Genomic DNA, 18,650 nt, shown 5'->3' with positions numbered 1-18,650 from the left:
CCGAGACCCAGTCGATCACCGACGAGGCCGCGAAGATCGGCGTGAAGAAGTTCATCAAGACCAACGCGCAATCGACCCTCTCGAAGCAGATCTCCGACATCAACGACCTCATCCCTCCCGCGGTTCCCGTCTACACCCTCGAGCAAGACGCGGGCGGTCTCTACTTTCCTCTCATCAAGGGTGCCGACGCTGTGCCAGGGGCTCTGGTCGAGGCTGTCGACGCCGCCGGATCGGTCTTGGCCTCTGCAACGGCAGACCTGTCGGGCGCATGGTCGATGACGGACTTCCCTGCGTTGCCCGTTGGCACGTCGACGGTTCGGCTTCGGCAGACGGTCGACACAGTGGTCTCGGCGGTGAGTGCGCCGGCCGATGTCACGATGGCGCCCCCTCCCGTGGTCTCACAACCCGCCGAAGGCGCCGTCGTCGATGCCACCGACTTCGTCATGCAACTGACGGGGGCGAGCGGCGCTGATGCGCAGAGAATCGTCAACGGCGCCGTTCGAGAGACGCCCATGCCGCTGACCGACGGCACGTGGCTGGGGTCGTTCAGCATCGCTCAGGGGCCTGTGAATCTGGGCATCCGGTATCTCGACCCGGTCACAGGGCGTTTTGGGCTGACCGCAACGAGGCTGTTCACCGCCCAATAGTCGCGGCCGACGGGTGGGTTCGAAAAGAAGTTCGGCGCACCGCGTCACGAAACGGGTCTGAGGGGGTCTTCCTTAGTGAAGGGCCCTGAATCCCCCCGAGGGGCCCTTCACCTACTCTGACGTGGAGATCACTGGTTGATCGGCCGCGGTCATTCGAGCGGAGCGGGCAGAACCCGCCTCAGCCTGAACTCCGTCATCGTGCAGCCGAACCGTTCTCTGAATGCGCGGCCGCAGGCATCCACTGATCGAAACCCGAACCGCCTGGCGACGGTGGCGAACGGCACGCGGCTCAACTCGACTCGCAGGTATGCGGCAAGCAGATCGAGCCTCGTGGCTCGGATCTGCGCTGCGAGGTTTGTGGGCTCCGCAGCGAAGATGCGGTACAGGTTTCGAGTCGTGGTGCCGAGGTCTGCGGCAATGGTTGCGGGAGCCAGGTCTTGTCTCTCGATCTGTTCGAGAATGAGCCGCCGGATGTTCGACACCATGATCTGGTCTGAAGTCGCCACCGCCACACCACTCTGCTCGGCGTGGTTCAGAATGAGTTGTTCGAGCAGACTGATGGTGAGCCCCTCGACCACGGTGCCGTCGCGCTCGAGCGGACGCTCATTGGCGAGGTGCGGGCTGAAGAACGCGGCTGCGGTGGCGAAGACCACCGGTTCATCGATGGGTTGTGAGGTCACCAGAGGAACGTGTCGGCGCGCCGGTAGCGCCAGGGCCGAGAGGGGCATCGACACGACATACGCGTTGCAGCCATCGCTCACGGCGTAGTCGTATGCCGCGTTGGCCCGGAGGATCGTCACCATGCCGGCCGGAGTGAACGCCGCCCGACCGTCTTGCCGCGTACGGATGCCCCCCACCCGCACGTACACAACGTGAATGATGTCGAGCGGTACCTCTCGAAGACGCTCGTGGCTACGTTTTGCCCGGTACGCGGATGACGTGATGTCGATGAGGGTCAGTGACCCGAATCGGTAGTTCTTCAGGCGCGCAGTAAAGCTGAGTGGGTCTTTGGCAACGCGAACGGCTTCGGGTGACATTTGCGTCAGTCCATCGGGTCCGAGATACTCGGTGATGTGGGGCATGAGTCGATTCGATGGGGGCGAAAAACTCTCGGTGATACGCACTCTAGGCCTTATGACTCAGTATGTGTAGTAGTTTCCGGGTAAGCCCTTTTTGCCTGACCGGGGCCCAACTGACCGGGGGGCATCGAGATGACAACGCAGGTTGAGGCTGCGCCTGTGACGGATGCGATGCCAGCACCCACGTGGAACACTCTCACCCACGCCTCGGGGCTGGTCAGCCATGAGCATCTCGCGCCCTTTCTCGAAATGGTGGCTCCAGCTCAGAGCAGCTTCTCTGCAACGATCATCCGCAGCACGCTCGGAAACGTGCGGTTGTTCACGATGACGGCCTCAGAACATCGAGCGGTTCGCTCAACCGAGCTTCTCCTCGCCGACGATCGCGATGTCGTAACCCTCTCGTACACCCGGTCTGGAACCTTCGGGGTGCGGCAAGACGGCCGTTCGTCGCTGGCCGAAACCGGCAGGCTCGTCTTTCTTCGTTCTGCTGCCACTTACTCATATGCCACAACCGGCAACGTCGAACTCGTCGTGGTGTCGATTTCGAGACGTCTGCTCCGCGGTATCTCCTCAGCTGCGCTGGCCCGTGTCACCGCTCGAACGCTGCCGCGGTCTGCGCTGACCGATTCGTTCGTGACCACGCTCGATACGCTCACCCGAACCGTCGTCGCGCCCGCACCCGCAGAACTCGTGACACTCGAGCGGTTCGTGATTCGGCTGGTTGGGGAGGTCTTCGATGAGAGCATCCGAGATAGTGCGGGGAGTGCGGCGTCAGATCATGACCTGCGCTCTGCTGCGCGCGTACAGATCGCCTTGCACGCGACCGAACCCGATTACGGGTCGGTCGATGTCGCAGCAGCCATCGGAGTCATTCCGCGGCGGCTGCATCGGCTGTTCGCGTCAGCAGAATTCGGAGTGGCAGAGCAGATTCTGAACACGCGGCTCGAACGCATCGCACGGCAGATCTCCGACCCCAATGACAGCGCGACGAATCTTGAGATCGCCGAGAGCTTCGGCTTTCACGGCCTCGACCAGTGTGTGCGGGCGTTCAAGAAGAGGTACGGCCAGACCCTGCGCGAATACCGCATCAGCAGCCGCCTCTGACCCAGCCCGATCATTCGAGTCTGAGAGTGACGAGCGTGCGCGCGGCGAGTTCGTCGAGCTGCTCATCGGTGACCGGGCGCTGCAATATGTATTCGCTCGCAAAGATGACGCCGGTGAGTGTTGCGTACTCGAAGTCGGTGATGGCACCCACATGGGTGCGAAACTCGGCCAGCCGAAAGGCAGTCAGATCGTTCAGCCCCGCCGCTGCCGATGGGTCGGTCACCGCCGCCGCCACCAGAGCAGCACCCAGCTGGCGGGCGACGGGCTCGTGCACTCCGTCGCGAAGGTTGCCGAGATATTCCCTCAGCCGTAGTGCAACCGGAAGGTCGGCATCGGCGGGGTGGTAGTCGACGCGGTTGAACTGCAGCGCGTCGGCGATGACCTGTTCGATACTCGACCAGTGCAGGTACAGCGTTCGCCGCGAGACCTCCGCTTCGATGGCCAGGGCAGTGAATGTGAGGGGCCGCGGGTGGGGTTGGCGCAGCAGGGCCTGCACGGTGTGGAGCACGTGCACGCGTGTTCTGCGGGCCCGCGGATCACTCATGTGCATCACTGTATTGCACGTGTTCGCGCCGTAGTGAAGGGCGCGTCTGTGAGGTGAGCATCCGGGAACTCTACGCCCGCGGGCTCCAGTCATGCCGAAGAAGCTGAGCTTTTTCGATCGTGCTTGTGACTTCGACACTTTCGCCGAGCGCAGAAGAGTGCTGGATGCTCAGCAACACGTCGAGCACGTGAAAGCCCAGTTCGCCCGACGCCCGGGCTGGTCGATCGTCGCGGATGGCCTCGGCCAACTCGGCGATTCCCGTGCCGCGGCTCGCTTCGTGGCCGGCCGCGGGTAGCACGGAGCCGAGCGGATGCGCAGCGTCGTACAGCACCGAGTCGCCGACGAACCGGTTGGGGTCGGGAAAGACGAGCGTGCCCGCCGTTCCCGACACCTCAAAAAGGCCGGTGCGCTCGCGGTGGGAGTCGAAACTGAACAGCAGTTGCGCTGACGCCCCGCCGACAAACTGAACGAGCGCCGAGACGGTCGTTTCGACCTCGGCGGTGAAGAACTCGCCGGCCCGCGGGCCTGAACCGATCTGTCGCGGCTGCGAGGTTGTCGACGCCGTTGCCGTCACTCTCGTCACCGCGCCGAACACCTGCACGAGAGTGGTGATGTAGTACGGACCCATGTCGAACAGGGGCCCACCTCCCCGCTGGTAGAGAAACTCGGGGTTCGGATGCCACGACTCTGGTCCGGCGGTCTCGAAGACGCACACCGCGCGCTGCGGTTCACCGATTCTGCCGTCAGCCACGAGTGCGAGCGCGGTCTGGGTGGCAGCGCCGAGAAAGGTGTCGGGCGCTGATCCGATCCGCAGGTTCAGCGCGACAGCCGTCGTCAGCAGCGTCGAGGCCTCGGTGCGGTCAAGGCCGATCGGTTTCTCTGTCCACACGTGTTTGCCCGCATGAAGTGCCTGCAGGCTCAAGCGTGCGTGCACCGCCGGTACCGTCAGGTTCACGACGATGTCGACGTCAGCTCGCCGGAGCATCTCATCCATCGTGCCGGATGCGTCGACACCGAATTTGGCCGCCTGAGTGTTCGCACGGCCACCATCGAGATCGGCCACGAACCGCACATCCACCGTCGGGAAGGTGCGCAGGTTCTGCAGATACGTGTCGCTGATGGTTCCCGCGCCGAGAATCCCTACTCCGAGTGGCGGGTGGTGTTGTGGGTTCATCGTCGGCTCTCATCTGAGGCGCGCACGAAGGCAATGCTCTCGGCGATGGCAGACAGGATGCTCTCGTCAGAGAGATCGAATTCCACTACACGGTCGGCGTGGGGCGCAGCGGCCAGAACTGCGACAATGTCGAGGTCGCCGCGACCCGCGGGGCGCTGGGTCTCTCGGCTGAGCGGATGGCCGCCGTCTTTCACGTGCAACAGCGCCACCCGGGAGCCGAGTCGGGAGAGAAGGTCTGCCGCCGGTACGCCCCCTGCGTCGGCCCAGAACGCGTCGAGTTCGAAGACCACCCTGTGGTCGAGCAGTGTGTGCAGAACTTCAAGAGCTGATGTTTCTGCGTGACGTGTAGAGAGCTCCCAGTCGTGATTGTGGTAGCCGACACGCACCGAGTGGCGGGCCGCAATGGCCGCTGCCCTGTTCAGCGCGTCGGCAACGGCCTCGATGTCATCTGGATGAGCGAACCGCTCACGGGGCAGCATCGGCTCGATCACGGTGCTGATTCCGGCTGATCGTGCCGTCTCGAAGAGTTTGTCAAGATCAGGGTGGGCGCCCGGGTCGCTGAGAAAGTTGGCGTGGGTCGATGCGACCTCCAAGCCTGCGCTGTTCGCGAGGTCGACGAGTGTGGTGGTTTCACTGCCGAATCCGAACGCTTCTACCCTGGTGACCCCGATCTCGAGGAGGTCGGTCAGCGCCCCCCGCATGTTGTTGGCCAGTCTGTCGCGAATCGAATACAGCTGAACGGCCGGTTCGCGCTCAGCGGTGCGGGCGGGGGCTCGGAAATCCGTTGTCATCCGCCTATTATATAGTTAACATGTTATTTGCTAACAAGTGACGTGGAATCAACCGGAAGGCGGCGCGTATGCATGACGACGGCAAACAGATCGAGATGCGGTTGGCCCGTTTTGTACGCGACCGTCTGCAGAACGCGCTCTATCGCCAGACGCTCGACGTGACTCTGACCAGTCATACTCTTGCCGGTGAACCGACGGGGTTCGAGCAGGCTACCGCCGGTGAATTCAGCCCGTTCGCCCTCGGGCAGGTATGGGGCGCGCCCTGGTCGACCACCTGGTTTCGCCTCAGTGCGGAGGTGCCTGAGCGTTGGTTCGAATCTACGTCAGCGGGCACGACCGGTATCGAGCTGGTGCTCGATCTGGGTTTCAACTGGCATCGGGCGGGGTATCAGGCCGAGGGCCTCCTCTACTCCCTCGAGGGCAGGCCGTTGAAGGGCATCAACCCGCTCAACGCGCATTTTGACCTGACCGGGATGACATCGATCGACAGCCGGTCGGTTGAGCTGTTTCTTGAAGCGGCCGCCAACCCCGACTTCGACATCGAAGAGTTTCGATTCAGGCCGACTTCGTTGGGTGACAAGGCCACGGCGGGTGCGGTGCCTCAGTACACCTTCAGAGAGTGTTCGATCGCGCTTCTCGATCGCGAAGTGTGGGAATTGCGCGCCGACATCAGCGTTCTTTCGGGGTTGCTCGAGGTGCTGCCGCGAACCCTGCCGCGCCGCGCCAGCATCGAACGGGCGCTCGAAGACATGCTGAACATCGTCGATCCAAACGACGTCTCGGGTACCGCGTCGCTGGGTCGAGCTGCGCTCGTCGGAGTTTTGTCGGCCACAGCGTACGAGAGCGCCCACGCCGTCGTCGCGATCGGGCACGCCCACATCGACTCGGCCTGGCTGTGGCCGATTCGAGAGACGATCCGCAAGTGCGCGCGAACGTTCTCGAATGTGCTCGACCTGATGGATCACGATGAGACATTTAGGTTCGCGGCCTCATCTGCCCAGCAGTTCGCCTGGATGAAGACGCACTATCCGACGATCTTCGAGCGAATCACGAGCAAGGTGCGCTCGGGCCAGTTCATTCCGGTCGGTGGCATGTGGGTCGAATCCGATACGAATCTGCCCGGGGGTGAAGCTCTCATGCGGCAGTTTCTGCACGGTAAGACCTTCTTCAGAGAGGAGTTCGGCATCGACAGCGAAGAAGTGTGGTTGCCCGACTCGTTCGGGTACTCCGGCGCTTTGCCACAGATCGCCCGGCTCGCCGGGGCGAAATGGATGCTGACCCAGAAGATGTCGTGGAGCCACACAAACTTTCTGCCGCACCACACCTTCTTCTGGGAGGGTATCGACGGCTCGCAGATCTTCACCCATCTCCCGCCCGTCGACACCTACGTGGCCGAACTGACTGCAGTCGAACTCGCTCACGCCGAGGCGAACTTCAGAGAGAAGGGGCGCGCGACCGTCTCGCTTGTTCCCTTTGGCTATGGCGACGGCGGCGGCGGCCCGACCCGCGAGATGGTGGCGACAGCGAAGCGGCTCGCCTCGCTGGAGGGTTCGCCGACGGTTGAGATGGCCGCTCCGGCCGACTTCTTTCGGCGCGCAGAGGCCGAATACGCCCACCCTCCGGTGTGGGTGGGCGAAATGTACCTCGAATCACACCGGGGCACGTACACGAGCCAGGCGCCCACGAAGCAGGGCAACCGTCGAAGCGAGCACTTGCTGCGGGAGGCCGAACTCTGGGCATCCACGTCGTCTGTTCGTACCGGTGCGCCGTACCCATACGACGAGCTCGACGAGGTGTGGAAGACGGTTCTGCTGTTGCAGTTCCACGACATTCTGCCCGGTAGTTCGATTGCATGGGTGCACCGGGAGGCCGAGACGAGTTACGAGGCCATCGCTCAGCGTCTCGAGGCCGTTATCGCCCGTTCCCTTCGGGAACTCTCGGGCGTGGGCAGCATCGATCTGCTCGCCAATGCGCTTCCGGATGCCTCGGCTGGCGTCGGCTCTCTTGCCATCGGCCGCCCTGTCTTCGACTCTTCGTCTCTTCCCGTCAGAGTCACTCGAATCAACGGCTCGATCGAACTCGACAATGGTCTTGTCCGCCTCCGTATCGACCCGCACGGCCTCCTTGTGTCGCTCATCGATCTGTCGTCGGGGCGCGAAGCGATCCCCGCGGGGGAGAGAGCGAACCTGTTGCAGTTACACGCCGACATTCCGAACGAGTGGGATGCCTGGGACATCGATCGGCACTATCTGAGCGCCTCTACTGACATCACCGATGTCGTCGGCATCGACGTCGACGACGACGCTTCGGGCAACCGGGTCTGCATCAGCGTCGCACGCCGGTTCGGGTCATCCCAGGCGGTGCAACGCATCTCGATCGAACGAGGGAGCACTCTCGTGGGCATCACGATCGAAGTCGACTGGCACGAGCGGCAGAAGCTTCTGAAACTCGCGTTTCCCCTTGCGGTCAAGGCCGACACTGCGGCATCCGAGATTCAGTTCGGTCACGTCTATCGCCCCACCCATTCGAACACGTCATGGCAGTACGCGCAGTTCGAGACCCCTGCGCATCGCTGGGTGCACGTGGGGGAGCCGGGGTTCGGGGTGGCCGTTGCGAACGACTCGACCTACGGGTACGACATCAGGCGGCACACCCGTGCCGATCGCACGCCCGTCATGGTGGTGCGGGCGAGCCTGCTGCGTGCCCCGCTCTACCCCGATCCAGAATCTGACCAGGGCCATCATCGGTTCGGCTTCTCACTGCGAGCGGCAGCTACGATCGGCGATGCGATCGCTGACGGCTACTCCCTCAACGTTCCTCCGCGGGCATTCAAGGGTGAACGGCAGACCGCGCCGATTGTGCGGGTCTCCGATGTCGGCGTGGTCGTCGAATCGGTCAAGCTCGCCGAAGACAGGTCGGGGGACGTGATCGTTCGACTCTACGAGGCGCGGGGTGACCAGCGGCCGGTGACGGTGCGCGTCGAGGCAGCGGTGATTTCGATCAGATGCGTCGACGGGCTCGAGAGAGACGATCTGACGATTCACCCGGCGCCTGTTCTCGGTGAGGCATCGATTCACCTCGTACTTCGGCCGTTTCAGATCGTCACGCTGCGGGTCGTGCTCGCATCGACGCACGAGGTGGAGCGCAATGGGCTTCCGACCGATTTATGATGTTAACACTCTAGGGGCGACGAGCCCGCGATTGGATCACGACCAATGCCGTCGAGCAAGCAACCGAAGTACGCGCAGATCAAGGCAGATCTTCGTCTTCAGATTCTTCAGGGCGCCTTCACTCCCGGTCAGCCGTTCGTCACGCAACAGCAGATCTGCGACTTGTATGCCGTGAGCATGCTCACGGCAGCACGAGCCCTCAACGAGCTCGAGTTCGAGGGCCTGGTGACTCGGCAGCGAGGTCGCGGCACCTTTGTCGCCGAACTGCGGGCGCCGGCGAAGGTGGGAGAGTCGAAATCGATCATGTGCATCGTTCCCGGGCTCACGAGCGGCCACGTGGCGAACGTCGTGCGAGGCATCGAGTCGGTGTGCGACAGCCGCGACTATCAACTTGTTCTAGCCGACTCCCACGGTTCGGAGGAACGCCAGTCGCGCTCGCTGCAGCGCGCCGCAGCCGGTGAAGTGGCGGGTGTCATCATCTATCCGGTCGAAGGAGCGGCAGACGAAGAGAGCATCGCCCAGCTTCGCGCCGCCAACGTTCCAATCGTCTTCGCCGACCGTTACTGGCCCGATATCCCCGCGGATGCCGTGATTCTCGATGACTTCGCCATTGGCTACGAACTCACCAGAAAGCTCATAGCGCGTGGTCATCGAAGCATCGGAACAGTCTGGGGCGAAGTGGCGTGTACCTCGGTTCGTGATCGCCTCGCCGGTCACCTCAGAGCCCTGAGGGAGCATGAGCTGCCCGTCATCGGCGAACTCACCGCCTTGCGCCCCTACCTTCCCGCCAGCGCTTCTGCCGGCACATCGGTTCTGAAACGGATGTTCACCGGAACAGTGCCGCCCACGGCCCTTCTCTGCGCCAACGGCTTCGTGCTCGCATCCGCGATGAACGAACTGGCCGAATGGGGCGCCGACGGCGCTGAACCCGTCGAGCTGGCCGGGATGGACGAGGCAGGCCCATATGACACGTTGCCCCTGACGGTCGCATCGGCCGCTCTGCCCTCGACAGAGATGGGCTCCCGCGCCGCCGAGATTCTGCTCGGTCGGCTGGGAGCCCCCTCGGTATCAGATGACACCGCGCACATCGTGCTTCCGGTGGAGATTCACGTGCGCGACGTTCCGGCGGTACTCATTCAGGCGTGAGGCGCGTAGACCACCTTCAACACGGGCGCATCGGTGGTGTCGGAAGGCGTGAACTCTGTCGGGCGGAACGTGCGGTAAGAGGTAGTGCTCGGCGCCACCACGGACAGTCTGATTCTGAACGTGCTGTGCGTGACCCCCGCCGCTTTGTCTGCCAGCACCCAGCTCGTTACGTCGATCTGGCGATGCGTACCCGTCGACGATGGCGCGCCAGAGATCGGGAACGGCTTCGCATCAGTGGCGGCCGATCCGAAATTCGACGCGCTCAGAACAGCGGTCGAGGGGAGGTGCTCGATGACGATGTCTGTCGGCGCCCCCGCTTCGAACTCGGTCAGGTCGAGAACCACACGTGAAAGCGGGTCGGCACCGAGGTCTGCCAAGGTGAACGAAACCACCGGCCGGTACTCGGTGTGAGTGCCGTCTGACCGCGCCGCGTTTCCGACCTGCAGGCGGCCATTCGAGTTGTTGATTTCTGCCGTGCCATCGGAGCGCATCGTGCCGTCACGGGCGGCCGTGGTACCCACGGTCACTTCCTTCGGGCTCACGGTGGCCGTGCCCAGATCGACCGTACCCAGAGGCGACGTGAAGGTGGCGCCCACGAGAGCATCGGCCCCGGTCGAGTTGACGAACGTGACGGCTGTTTCGCGACGTTCATCCGGTGCCAACGTCAGAGCCACCGACGAATGCGAAGCGGTGACCCCCGCAACCGTTTCGAGTGTGAGCGTTCCCGACACGGGAGCATGTGACTGGTTGTGAACCCAGAACGATTGCGAATCGGTGGTGCCATCGAAGCCGTTGCGAACGATGCGGCTCGCGAAGTCGGGAATGACGGTGAGGGGCAGAGGAACGCGTGACGACACCGTGATTCCGCCGACCGTGAGGGTGTAGCCGAGTTCGACGGCCTGCCGGTTTCCTTTCATCGGGCTCGGGCCGGCGAACATGTCAGAAACGGAGTAGATGACACCGTCACCGACGGCGGAGGGTACCGTCACGGCGGTCGAAGCGTGCTCGCCGGCGAGGGCGACAGTCGCTGCGGGCCAGGTCGTGGGGTACTGCAGCTGCCAGTTGACAGCACTCACAACCGGCGCGGGCCCGGCCGGGTCGACCTCGACATCTGCTGTCACCTGCACTGTCTCACCGGCGGTCACCGAGTAGTCGCTCGACCCTGCTGTGACGGTGATGCCGAATGCTGTCTCTGCCAGGCTGGCCCACGCGGCCGCGACCTGCGCGAGCAGCATCGGCGAGGTGCCCCCGCTCACCAACTCGGCACGGATCTCTTCGAATTGCGACGACAACCCAGACGAGCCGGGCAGGGCGGCACGAATCGCAGCGGCATCCGACGTCGACAGACTCTCGCAGAGGGCATCGGTGTGCGAGGTGGCAGAGCCGAGCGCAGCAGCCTCACCACTGGTGAGCGTGGGCGCTGCCGAAGCGGTGGCGATGGCCGAATGCAGCTCGTCGCACAGGTTCACCGACCGCGCACGCACGGTTCCATCGCGGTCATTGGTGCCGAAAACGCGGCCGACCTGGCTGGTGTAGGCGTCGCCGTCGGCCTTGGTCGGCAGAAAGTAGTGGCCCTCGAACAGCTCGTTCCAGCTGCCGATGATAGCCATTTTCACAGAACTACCGGGCGAGAGGTTGGTCTGCGGATGCTCGTCGAGAAAGGTCTTCGTCTCGCGCAGGTAATTGCCGAATGCTTCGGGCGTCTTGTCGATCGTCCACGAGTTGTATTCGGGATGCACGATGTTGTCCCACCCCTGAGAGACCACCGGCACGTAGTCGCTGTTCGCGTCGATGTACCGGGCGAAGTAGTTCCACACGTAGTCGTGGTTGTCGCGGATCAGGTTGTCGTAGCTGTTGTCGGCAGCGGGAACTCGTTTCATGTCGTGCCAGGCGTACGCGGTGAAGAAATCATAGAGCCCGTCGTAGTCATGCGCGCTCACATATTCGCCACTGAAGCCGGGTTGCTGCAATCCTCCGCCAATGATGACGTCGGGAAATCCAGCTGCTCGGGCTTTTGATTTCAGCACGTCTACCGCCGACTGCAGCACCGCTCGCTCTTCAGGAACCTGCGCCAGTTGATGCGGGTTCAGAATGGGGCGGGTACCCGTGCTGAAATCGGTGGTGAACCGCTGCACGTCGTAGATCTCGATCACGGGCTTGCCGTCGATTTTCACGTAGCTCGGGTCGGCGAACAAGCTCACCCACTTGTCGGTGATGGTGTTCCACTCGGCGCTTCGAACCGTTTCGTATTGCGCCTGCGTCATTCCGGGAGTGCGCAGTGCGCCGATGTTGAACGAACCGCCGTCGATGTAGTTGATCATGAACTGCATGCGGCTCTTCTCGGCTGAGGTGCGGAACAGGTTCATACCCGTGTGCAACCCGCCCAGCTCGCCGCCATCGTTGATGGTGGGGCGCTCGGGGTACCAGTCGAAGACGAAGTAGTCGAGGCCATTCGCGCTCGCGTCGACGATCTGCTGGTCGATCACGCTCTGAGTGTCGTCGTACCAGCCATACTTCGGCTCCAGCTCCGGATGATCGGCTCGCCAATCGGTGCCATTGAGGTAGTCGAAATGAAAGTTGTCACCGCTTCGCCACCCGCTGAAGTAGTTCGCTCCTACGAAGTAGTCGTCGTTCTGGGCACCGCGAGCGATTGGTGCAGCAGGCGGCGTTTCCGAAGCGTCAGCACTCTCTACGATCGGCGCCAGGCCCAGAAGGGCGGCGATCACCGTGCCGGCAATGACGAACGTAAGAGATCTGAGTCGGGAACGGGTTGGTGAGGCAGCAAACTTCATTGTTTTCTCCTAGTGGGTGAACCGTCACGTTGGTTTGACAAGTTAAGATGCTAATGCTTATGCTTGCCACCAACAAGCGTGAAATATCGCCCAGCTGGCTCAATGAGGAGGAAGAGTGGTCGTACTACCACCCAAGAAGAAGCGGGCGCACTGGGGCATCTACGTCGCACTGCTGCCGCTCGCCCTGGTTCTCGGGGCCTTTCAGTACTACCCGGCCCTCAGCGGTATCTGGTATTCGTTCTGGGACTGGAAGCCAGGCTTCACGTCGACCTTCACCGGTCTCGACAACTACGTTCGCATGTTCGGCGACGAGATCTGGTGGAAGTCGTTCGGCAATCTGGGCATCATCTTTGCCTTCAGCGTGCTCACGTGGGTGGTTCCGCTCGTCTCAGCCGAACTCCTCGTCTCGCTGAAGAGCGAACGCGCGCAGTTCATCTACCGCACCCTGCTCATCGTGCCGATGGCGTTTCCCGGCGTTGTGACGGCTCTCGTGTGGTCTTTTCTCTACCAGCCCAACAATGGCGTTGTGAACCAGATTCTGCGGGTCTTCGGTTTGGGCGACTTCGCTCAGAACTGGCTGGGCAACCCCGAACTCGCTCTCATCGCCCTGCTCTTCATCGGGTTTCCCTTCGTGGCGGGGCTGCCGTTTCTGATCTTCTACTCGACGCTCAAGAACATTCCGAACGAAATCTTCGAGGCGTGCGCCCTCGACGGCGTGGGCCGTGTTCGCCGGTTCTTCGCCATCGACATGCCGCTGATGGGGCGCCAGGTGCAGCTGCTGCTCATCCTCGTCATCATCAACACTCTGCAGTACGGCTTCGTCGCGTACATCTTGACGCACGGTGGGCCCGACAACGCCACGATGGTGCCTGTACTCCGGATGCTCAACCAGGCCTATGACGGCCAGGCCTGGGGTTACGCGGCAGCGCTCTCGACCACTCTCTTCGTCTTCACCATCGTGTTGAGTGCCATCGTCGCCCTTTTTCGGCGCAGAGACACCACGACCAACGTCAAAGGAATCTGATCGGCCATGACTTCTCTCACAGTGAAGCCGCCGGTTCGCCGCAGGCGTGCGGGCCGCAAGCAGATCGGCGTCTATGTGGCGCTGACGGTGATCGCGGTCGTCGGTCTACTGCCATACCTCTTCGCGCTCAGCACGTCTGTGAAGACCAACCAGCAATTCGCCAGTGAATACTGGCTGCCGTCGTTTCCCTTTCATTTCGAGAACTATGTTGTCGCCTGGGTGCAGATTCAGCCCTACATGGTGACCTCGTTGCTCGTGGCCGCCGCCTCCATCGTGGGCATCGTCGCCCTGAGCCTTCTGGCTGGCTTCGTTCTTGCGCGATTCGACTTTCCGGGGCGCAATTTCTTCTTCATCATGGTCATCACCCTGATGATGGTTCCGGGAATCGCCAGCCTGATCCCCCTCTTCGTCATGATGAAAGACCTCGGTCTGCTGAATACCATCTGGGTGCTGATCATTCCCCACATCGCCGCGGGTGCGGTGCTCGGAACCATCTTGATGAAGACGTTCATCGAGGGCATCCCGCAGGAGATCTTCGATGCTGCACGCGTCGACGGCGCCAACCCGGCGCGCCTGTTCTGGTCGATCATGATGCCGCTCTCGCTGCCCGTCATCGGCACCGTGTCACTCATCACCGTGATCGGCGTCTGGAACGACTTCTTCTGGCCGCTGCTGACTATCTCACAGAACGAACTCAAGACGGTGAGCGTCGGGCTCATCTTCTTCCAGGGCCAGTCGGGAACCGACTTCGGCCCGATGTTCGCCGGGTATCTTCTGGCCAGTCTTCCGCTTCTGCTCTTGTTCACATTTCTGTCGAAGTACTTTCTGGCAGGAGTCCAAGGCGGTCTGCCCGGTTCTCACTGAGCCGCAGCCTGCGCTGTTATGCACCACCCCGTTCACCCTTTCTGAAAGGCACAACATGAAACATCGGCGTTTCTTCACGGCGGCCGCCGCCACGATTGTCATTGGCGCAGTCGTTGCCGGCAGCTCCGGATGCTCGGCCCAGTCATCAGACGCGGGGGGCAAGGTGACCATCACTCTCGCCGGCCCCAACCAATGGAACAGCGATCCGTCGAGTTTCGGCCCCGCCTGGGAAGATCTCGTGGCGCGTTTCGAAAAGGCAGAGCCCACCATCACGGTCAAGACGACGGTACTGCCGCTCGCCGAGTTCAAGCAGACCTTGGCAACGCAGCTGGCAGCAGCAACCGCACCCGAACTCATTTTCGCCCAGACCTCCCATACCCCCGAGCAGGTCACCGCGCTCGATGACTACCTGGCCAAGCCGAACCCCTACGTCACGGGCAACACGAAGTGGCTCGATGTCTTCAACCAGGACTATTTCGGGCGGAACGCCACCGCCGGTCGTAACGTGGCGAACTCGTACGAATTCATTCCCCTCAACCTCTATATCTTCGGGTTGTACTACAACAAAGACGCATTCGCGAAAGCCGGCGTCAGCGCCGTGCCCGAGACCCTCGGCGACCTCATCACAGCCTGCGGCAAATTGAAGAGCGCGGGATTCACTCCCCTCGCGTATGACAACAGCTGGATCGCTCAGAACAGCACGGTGAAGCCCATCATGTCGATGCTGCTGACGAAATACTTCAACAAGCTCAACGCGTTCGGGGCAGACGGAAAGCCAGGAACCTCGACGCAGATTTCGAAGAAAGACTTCTCGAAAGCCATTCTGACCGGTGAGATCTCTCCACAGAACACCCCCGAGATCGCGGCCGGGCTCGAGCTGGCGAAGAAGGTCGTCGACAGTTGCGCTACACCGAACTGGTCTGGTGTCTCGCCGACAGGTGCAGCGTTCACGGGTGGTCAAGAGTTTCTCGGCGGCACTGCGGCGATGTCATTCGGCGCGAACTTCTCGGCCAACAACCTGGCCGGCGTCAGCTGGAAGTGGGGCACCATGCCCTTTCCGACGGTGACGAAGGCAGACAGTTCACTGTCGACGGGTGAGCCCGCACGGCTCGGGGCCACGATCGGCGGAACGAGTTACATGATCCCGTCGTACATCAAGGGCGCCAAGCTCGACGCGGCGATCAAGTTTCTGCAGTTCGTCTCGAGTCCGAATGGCGCGCAGCCGTGGCTCGACGCCACCGGCGGCATCCCGTCGCTCACCGATGCCAAACCTGCCCCGGGCCTCGAAGGGCTCACCTCGGGCGATTGGGCGCTGAGCCCCAGTGTGCCCGACCCGCAGTTCATCCCTCGCGCGCTCTCGGGCCAGGCTGTCTACACGGGCTTTCTCACCGGCAGCAAGTCGGTCGACAACCAGCTCTCTGACATGGCAGAGCAGTGGAACGACGCGGCCAAGGAGTTCGCCAAAGACGGGGCCTGGACAGAAGACTGGGCCACGAAATAAGCCATGAGCGAGACGAGAACAACCGAACAGATGAACACCACCTCAGCCGCGGAAACGGCGGAGGTGGTCGAGGGTCGATCGGGTGCGCCCGTGCTGTGGCAGGGCATCCCCGGCATCAGCGAGACCGCGGGTGGAGTGCTCTGGGCCACGTGGTACACCGGAGGCCCCCGCGAACCCGATGCGGCCAACACCGTCGTGCTTGCCCGAAGCGCAGACGGGGGTGCCTCGTGGGGCGACATCGCCGAAATAGTGCCGCCCTCATCGATCAGAGCCTTTGACCCGAACCTGTGGGTCGATCCGCTGGGGCGACTCTGGCATCTCTGGAACCAGACCGACGAGTCGGTAGCCGAGCTCTTCGACGGCCGCGGGGGTGTGTGGGCCCGGGTCGGGTCGGTCGGTGCCGCGGGCGACGTGACATGGTCGGCGCCGCGGCGGTTGAGCAACGGGGTGTCAATGAACAAGCCGATCGTGGCGGCAGACGGGGCATGGTTGCTCCCTGCTTCGGTGTGGGGCCAGGGCCCGGATGCACGGCTCCCAGAACCCCGCGAGGCAAACGTGTACGCCTCGACCGACCAGGGCGAGAGCTGGGTCTACCGGGGCGGTGCGCACATCGCCGCCGGCGTACGCACCTTCGATGAGCACATGGTGCTTCAGCGCGCGTCGGGGGAGCTGTGGATGATCATGCGAACCCTTGAGGGGCTGGCTGAGTCCTTCTCGGGTGACGGTGGAAGAAACTGGAGCCTCGTACGGCCGTCGGGGTTCAACCCGCACACCTCCAGTCGGGTCTTCTTCAGAGCCCTCGAGAACGGCACGCTTCTGCTCGTTCGAAACGCGCATCCAACCGAGCGCACGGGCCTCTCCGCGGTGGTTTCGACAGATGATGGGCTCAGCTGGAAGCCACCTGTCGTGCTCGACGATCGGGTGCTGCTCACCTATCCGGATGCCGCCCAGCTGGCAGATGGCCGTGTCGCACTCGTCTACGACCGCGAGCGTGCGGCCCGTGGAGAGATCGAACTGCTGTTCTTTCGGATCGGTGACGACGGCACCGTGGCAGAGGTCTCAGAACCCGCGGTGATCAGCGCGCTCTGAAGCACCCGTCGGGGTGACGACGTCAGCGCGAGACGTCGTCACCCATGGTGGCTGCCAGTTGCGCCCGTGACGGGCTGCCTTCCCAATCGCCGGCTGTGCTCACAGCGGCATGGCCGAGCGCTGTGCCGAGAGCCAGTCGTTCGGTAAGCGGCTCGCCCTCGAGCCGTGCGGCCAGGTAGCCGGCAACGAATGCGTCTCCGGCGCCGACCGGATCGACAACTGTCGCCGGCCGTGCCGGGCACTCGACGAGGCCTGACGCGGGAGTGTAGGCCACCGAGCCGGCTGCCCCCATGGTCAGAACGACCTCGGGCACACCGCTCTGACCGAGTTGCTCAGCGAGTTCGCTCGGCGATGAGCCTTCACAGAGCATCTGAGCTTCGTGGGCACTCGCAAACACGATGTCGACAAACGGAAGCACCTTTCTGAGCACGGCACCAGCAGATTCGGCACTCCAGAGCGCCAGACGGTGGTTCACGTCGAGCGAGACCAGCACGTTGGCGGCCCGAGCCCGGCTGATGGCGGCCAGCACGGCGCGACGGGGCCCGCCGCCCAGGGCGAGGGTGATTCCCGTCACATGCAGCAATTCTGTCTGCGGGGTGAGCGCGTCAGCGGTGTGTGCGGGTGAGAGCCGTGAGCCAGCAGAGCTCGAACGGTTGTAGCCGACGCTCCAGTGCTCGGGCGACAAGCGCTCTTTCACCATCGTGGCTGTTGCCGCGCCGGCGATGACATGTGCCTGCACATCGACACCCTCTGCCCGCAGCTCCCGCACGATCATCCGGCCTACCGCGTCGTCACCGACGCAGCCCACCCAACGCGTTGTCACGCCGAGGCGCGAGAGTGCGACAGCCACGTTGGATTCAGATCCCGCGTGGCTGAGCGAGAGCGACTGGCCGCGCATCAGCGGATGAGCGCGTTCGCTCGAAAACGACCCCATGGTTTCGCCCATGGTCACCACGCGGATGCCTGGAGCTGTCTCTGTCGGTGCGATCATCTCCGCGGTCACGGCCGGGCCGCCCGTCGTTCGGCAAGCTCGGTCACAAACGCGCGCAGACGTGACGGTTCAGCGGAGCTCAGCGCCCGGCCAAGGCCTACCGCGCTTGCGCCGGCGTCGAGGTATGTCGCAGCGTTCTCAAAAGTCACGCCTCCCACGGCGAGGAGGGGAATGCGAGGCAGCGGTTCGCGCACCTGTTGCAGGTAGACGATGCCGAGCGCGGCGGCCGGAAAGACTTTAACTGCTGCGACACCTGCCTCCCAGGCGCTGACGATCTCGCTCGGGCTGAATGCGCCGGGGTAGTAGCCGAGTTTGCGTTCCTCGGCCACGGTTCGTGCCGCCGCTGAGAAGTTCGGGGCGACCAGGAAGTCGGCGCCGGCGTCGGCGGCGACTGCGGCATCGGCGCCAGAGAGCACCGTGCCCGCCCCCACGAGAACCTCGGCGGGCAGTTCAGCACGCAGAAACTCGATGACCCGAGGCGCACCCGCGAGGGTGAACGATATTTCGAGCACCGTCACGCCGGCCTCGACCAAGGCGGTGGCGCGGGAGATCGCCTCAGTGTTGTCGGTCGAACGCACGATCGCCAGCAGCCCGGTCGAACTGAGCTGTCGGGAGAGGGGCTGATGCGGTTGAACAATCGCAGTCACGGTGCTGCCTTCACGGTTGTCGACGAACGACGTCGTCACATGTTAACTAGTTATAAAGTTAACATTACAACCATGAAGGCCTCGGAT

At 63.1% G+C, this 18,650-nt stretch carries 14 protein-coding genes and 1 pseudogene; 8 read left to right on the top strand and 7 right to left on the bottom strand.

Annotation, left to right across the window (positions count from 1 at the left end; genetic code table 11):
* Positions 1-647, top strand: a pseudogene (locus tag D4765_RS19460) (hypothetical protein); the annotation flags it as partial.
* 149 nt (positions 648-796) lie between these two features.
* On the opposite strand, the gene D4765_RS09795 reads toward D4765_RS19460, so the two are convergent.
* Complete coding sequence (locus tag D4765_RS09795) at positions 797-1,729, bottom strand: AraC-like ligand-binding domain-containing protein (protein WP_136642117.1); 933 nt, start codon at positions 1,727-1,729, stop codon at positions 797-799.
* Positions 1,730-1,858: 129 nt separating this feature from the next.
* On the opposite strand from D4765_RS09795, the gene D4765_RS09790 reads away from it, so the two are divergent.
* Complete coding sequence (locus D4765_RS09790; RefSeq protein WP_136642116.1) at positions 1,859-2,830, top strand: AraC-like ligand-binding domain-containing protein; 972 nt, start codon at positions 1,859-1,861, stop codon at positions 2,828-2,830.
* Positions 2,831-2,840: 10 nt separating this feature from the next.
* On the opposite strand, the gene D4765_RS09785 is transcribed toward D4765_RS09790, so the two are convergent.
* From D4765_RS09785 to D4765_RS09775, 3 genes are all read right to left on the bottom strand, one after another.
* Positions 2,841-3,374, bottom strand: a complete 534-nt coding sequence (locus D4765_RS09785) for a hypothetical protein (protein WP_136642115.1) — start codon at positions 3,372-3,374, stop codon at positions 2,841-2,843.
* A 70-nt stretch (positions 3,375-3,444) separates the two neighbouring features.
* Positions 3,445-4,548, bottom strand: a complete 1,104-nt coding sequence (locus D4765_RS09780; RefSeq protein ID WP_136642114.1) for a Gfo/Idh/MocA family protein — start codon at positions 4,546-4,548, stop codon at positions 3,445-3,447.
* Positions 4,545-5,339, bottom strand: a complete 795-nt coding sequence (locus D4765_RS09775) for a sugar phosphate isomerase/epimerase family protein (protein ID WP_136642113.1) — start codon at positions 5,337-5,339, stop codon at positions 4,545-4,547. Before D4765_RS09775 ends, D4765_RS09780 begins: the two co-directional genes overlap by 4 nt.
* Before the next feature lie 68 nt (positions 5,340-5,407).
* Here D4765_RS09775 and D4765_RS09770 point away from each other — a divergent pair, with 68 nt between their 5' ends.
* Together D4765_RS09770 and D4765_RS09765 are read left to right on the top strand one after the other, a co-directional pair.
* Entirely contained in the window at positions 5,408-8,509 is a 3,102-nt protein-coding gene (locus tag D4765_RS09770; RefSeq protein WP_136642112.1) for an alpha-mannosidase, read from the top strand.
* Between the two features lie 45 nt (positions 8,510-8,554).
* Entirely contained in the window at positions 8,555-9,655 is a 1,101-nt protein-coding gene (locus D4765_RS09765; RefSeq protein ID WP_136642111.1) for a GntR family transcriptional regulator, read from the top strand.
* Here the strand turns inward: D4765_RS09765 and D4765_RS09760 are convergent.
* On the bottom strand, positions 9,646-12,447 hold the full coding sequence (locus D4765_RS09760) for a glycoside hydrolase family 99-like domain-containing protein (protein WP_136642110.1): 2,802 nt from the start codon (positions 12,445-12,447) through the stop codon (positions 9,646-9,648). The two genes, D4765_RS09765 and D4765_RS09760, sit on opposite strands and share 10 nt — an antisense overlap.
* Before the next feature lie 115 nt (positions 12,448-12,562).
* Between D4765_RS09760 and D4765_RS09755 the strand changes: the two genes are divergently transcribed.
* Genes D4765_RS09755 through D4765_RS09740 form a run of 4 tightly spaced genes read left to right on the top strand, consistent with a single transcriptional unit; the run spans position 12,563 to position 16,925 of the window.
* The gene (locus D4765_RS09755; RefSeq protein WP_136642109.1) at positions 12,563-13,471 is read left to right on the top strand and encodes a carbohydrate ABC transporter permease; all 909 of its coding nucleotides are present in this window, start codon (positions 12,563-12,565) and stop codon (positions 13,469-13,471) included.
* 6 nt (positions 13,472-13,477) lie between these two features.
* On the top strand, positions 13,478-14,335 hold the full coding sequence (locus D4765_RS09750; protein ID WP_136642108.1) for a carbohydrate ABC transporter permease: 858 nt from the start codon (positions 13,478-13,480) through the stop codon (positions 14,333-14,335).
* A gap of 55 nt (positions 14,336-14,390) precedes the next feature.
* On the top strand, positions 14,391-15,836 hold the full coding sequence (locus D4765_RS09745) for an ABC transporter substrate-binding protein (protein WP_136642107.1): 1,446 nt from the start codon (positions 14,391-14,393) through the stop codon (positions 15,834-15,836).
* A 3-nt stretch (positions 15,837-15,839) separates the two neighbouring features.
* On the top strand, positions 15,840-16,925 hold the full coding sequence (locus D4765_RS09740) for a sialidase family protein (RefSeq protein ID WP_136642106.1): 1,086 nt from the start codon (positions 15,840-15,842) through the stop codon (positions 16,923-16,925).
* A gap of 22 nt (positions 16,926-16,947) precedes the next feature.
* On the opposite strand, the gene D4765_RS09735 is transcribed toward D4765_RS09740, so the two are convergent.
* Both D4765_RS09735 and D4765_RS09730 read right to left on the bottom strand, forming a co-directional pair.
* Positions 16,948-17,916 carry a sugar kinase gene (locus D4765_RS09735; RefSeq protein WP_201799279.1) on the bottom strand — a complete coding sequence of 323 codons (969 nt, stop codon included), beginning with the start codon at positions 17,914-17,916 and terminating at the stop codon, positions 16,948-16,950.
* Between the two features lie 8 nt (positions 17,917-17,924).
* Positions 17,925-18,602, bottom strand: a complete 678-nt coding sequence (locus D4765_RS09730; RefSeq protein ID WP_136642105.1) for a bifunctional 4-hydroxy-2-oxoglutarate aldolase/2-dehydro-3-deoxy-phosphogluconate aldolase — start codon at positions 18,600-18,602, stop codon at positions 17,925-17,927.
* Between the last annotated feature and the right edge of the window lie 48 nt (positions 18,603-18,650).

Origin of the sequence: Subtercola vilae (assembly GCF_004923255.1) — a bacterium.
Lineage (GTDB): Bacteria > Actinomycetota > Actinomycetes > Actinomycetales > Microbacteriaceae > Subtercola > Subtercola vilae.
Note: the sequence above shows the minus strand (reverse complement) of the source record. Positions and strands in the feature narration are given on the sequence as shown.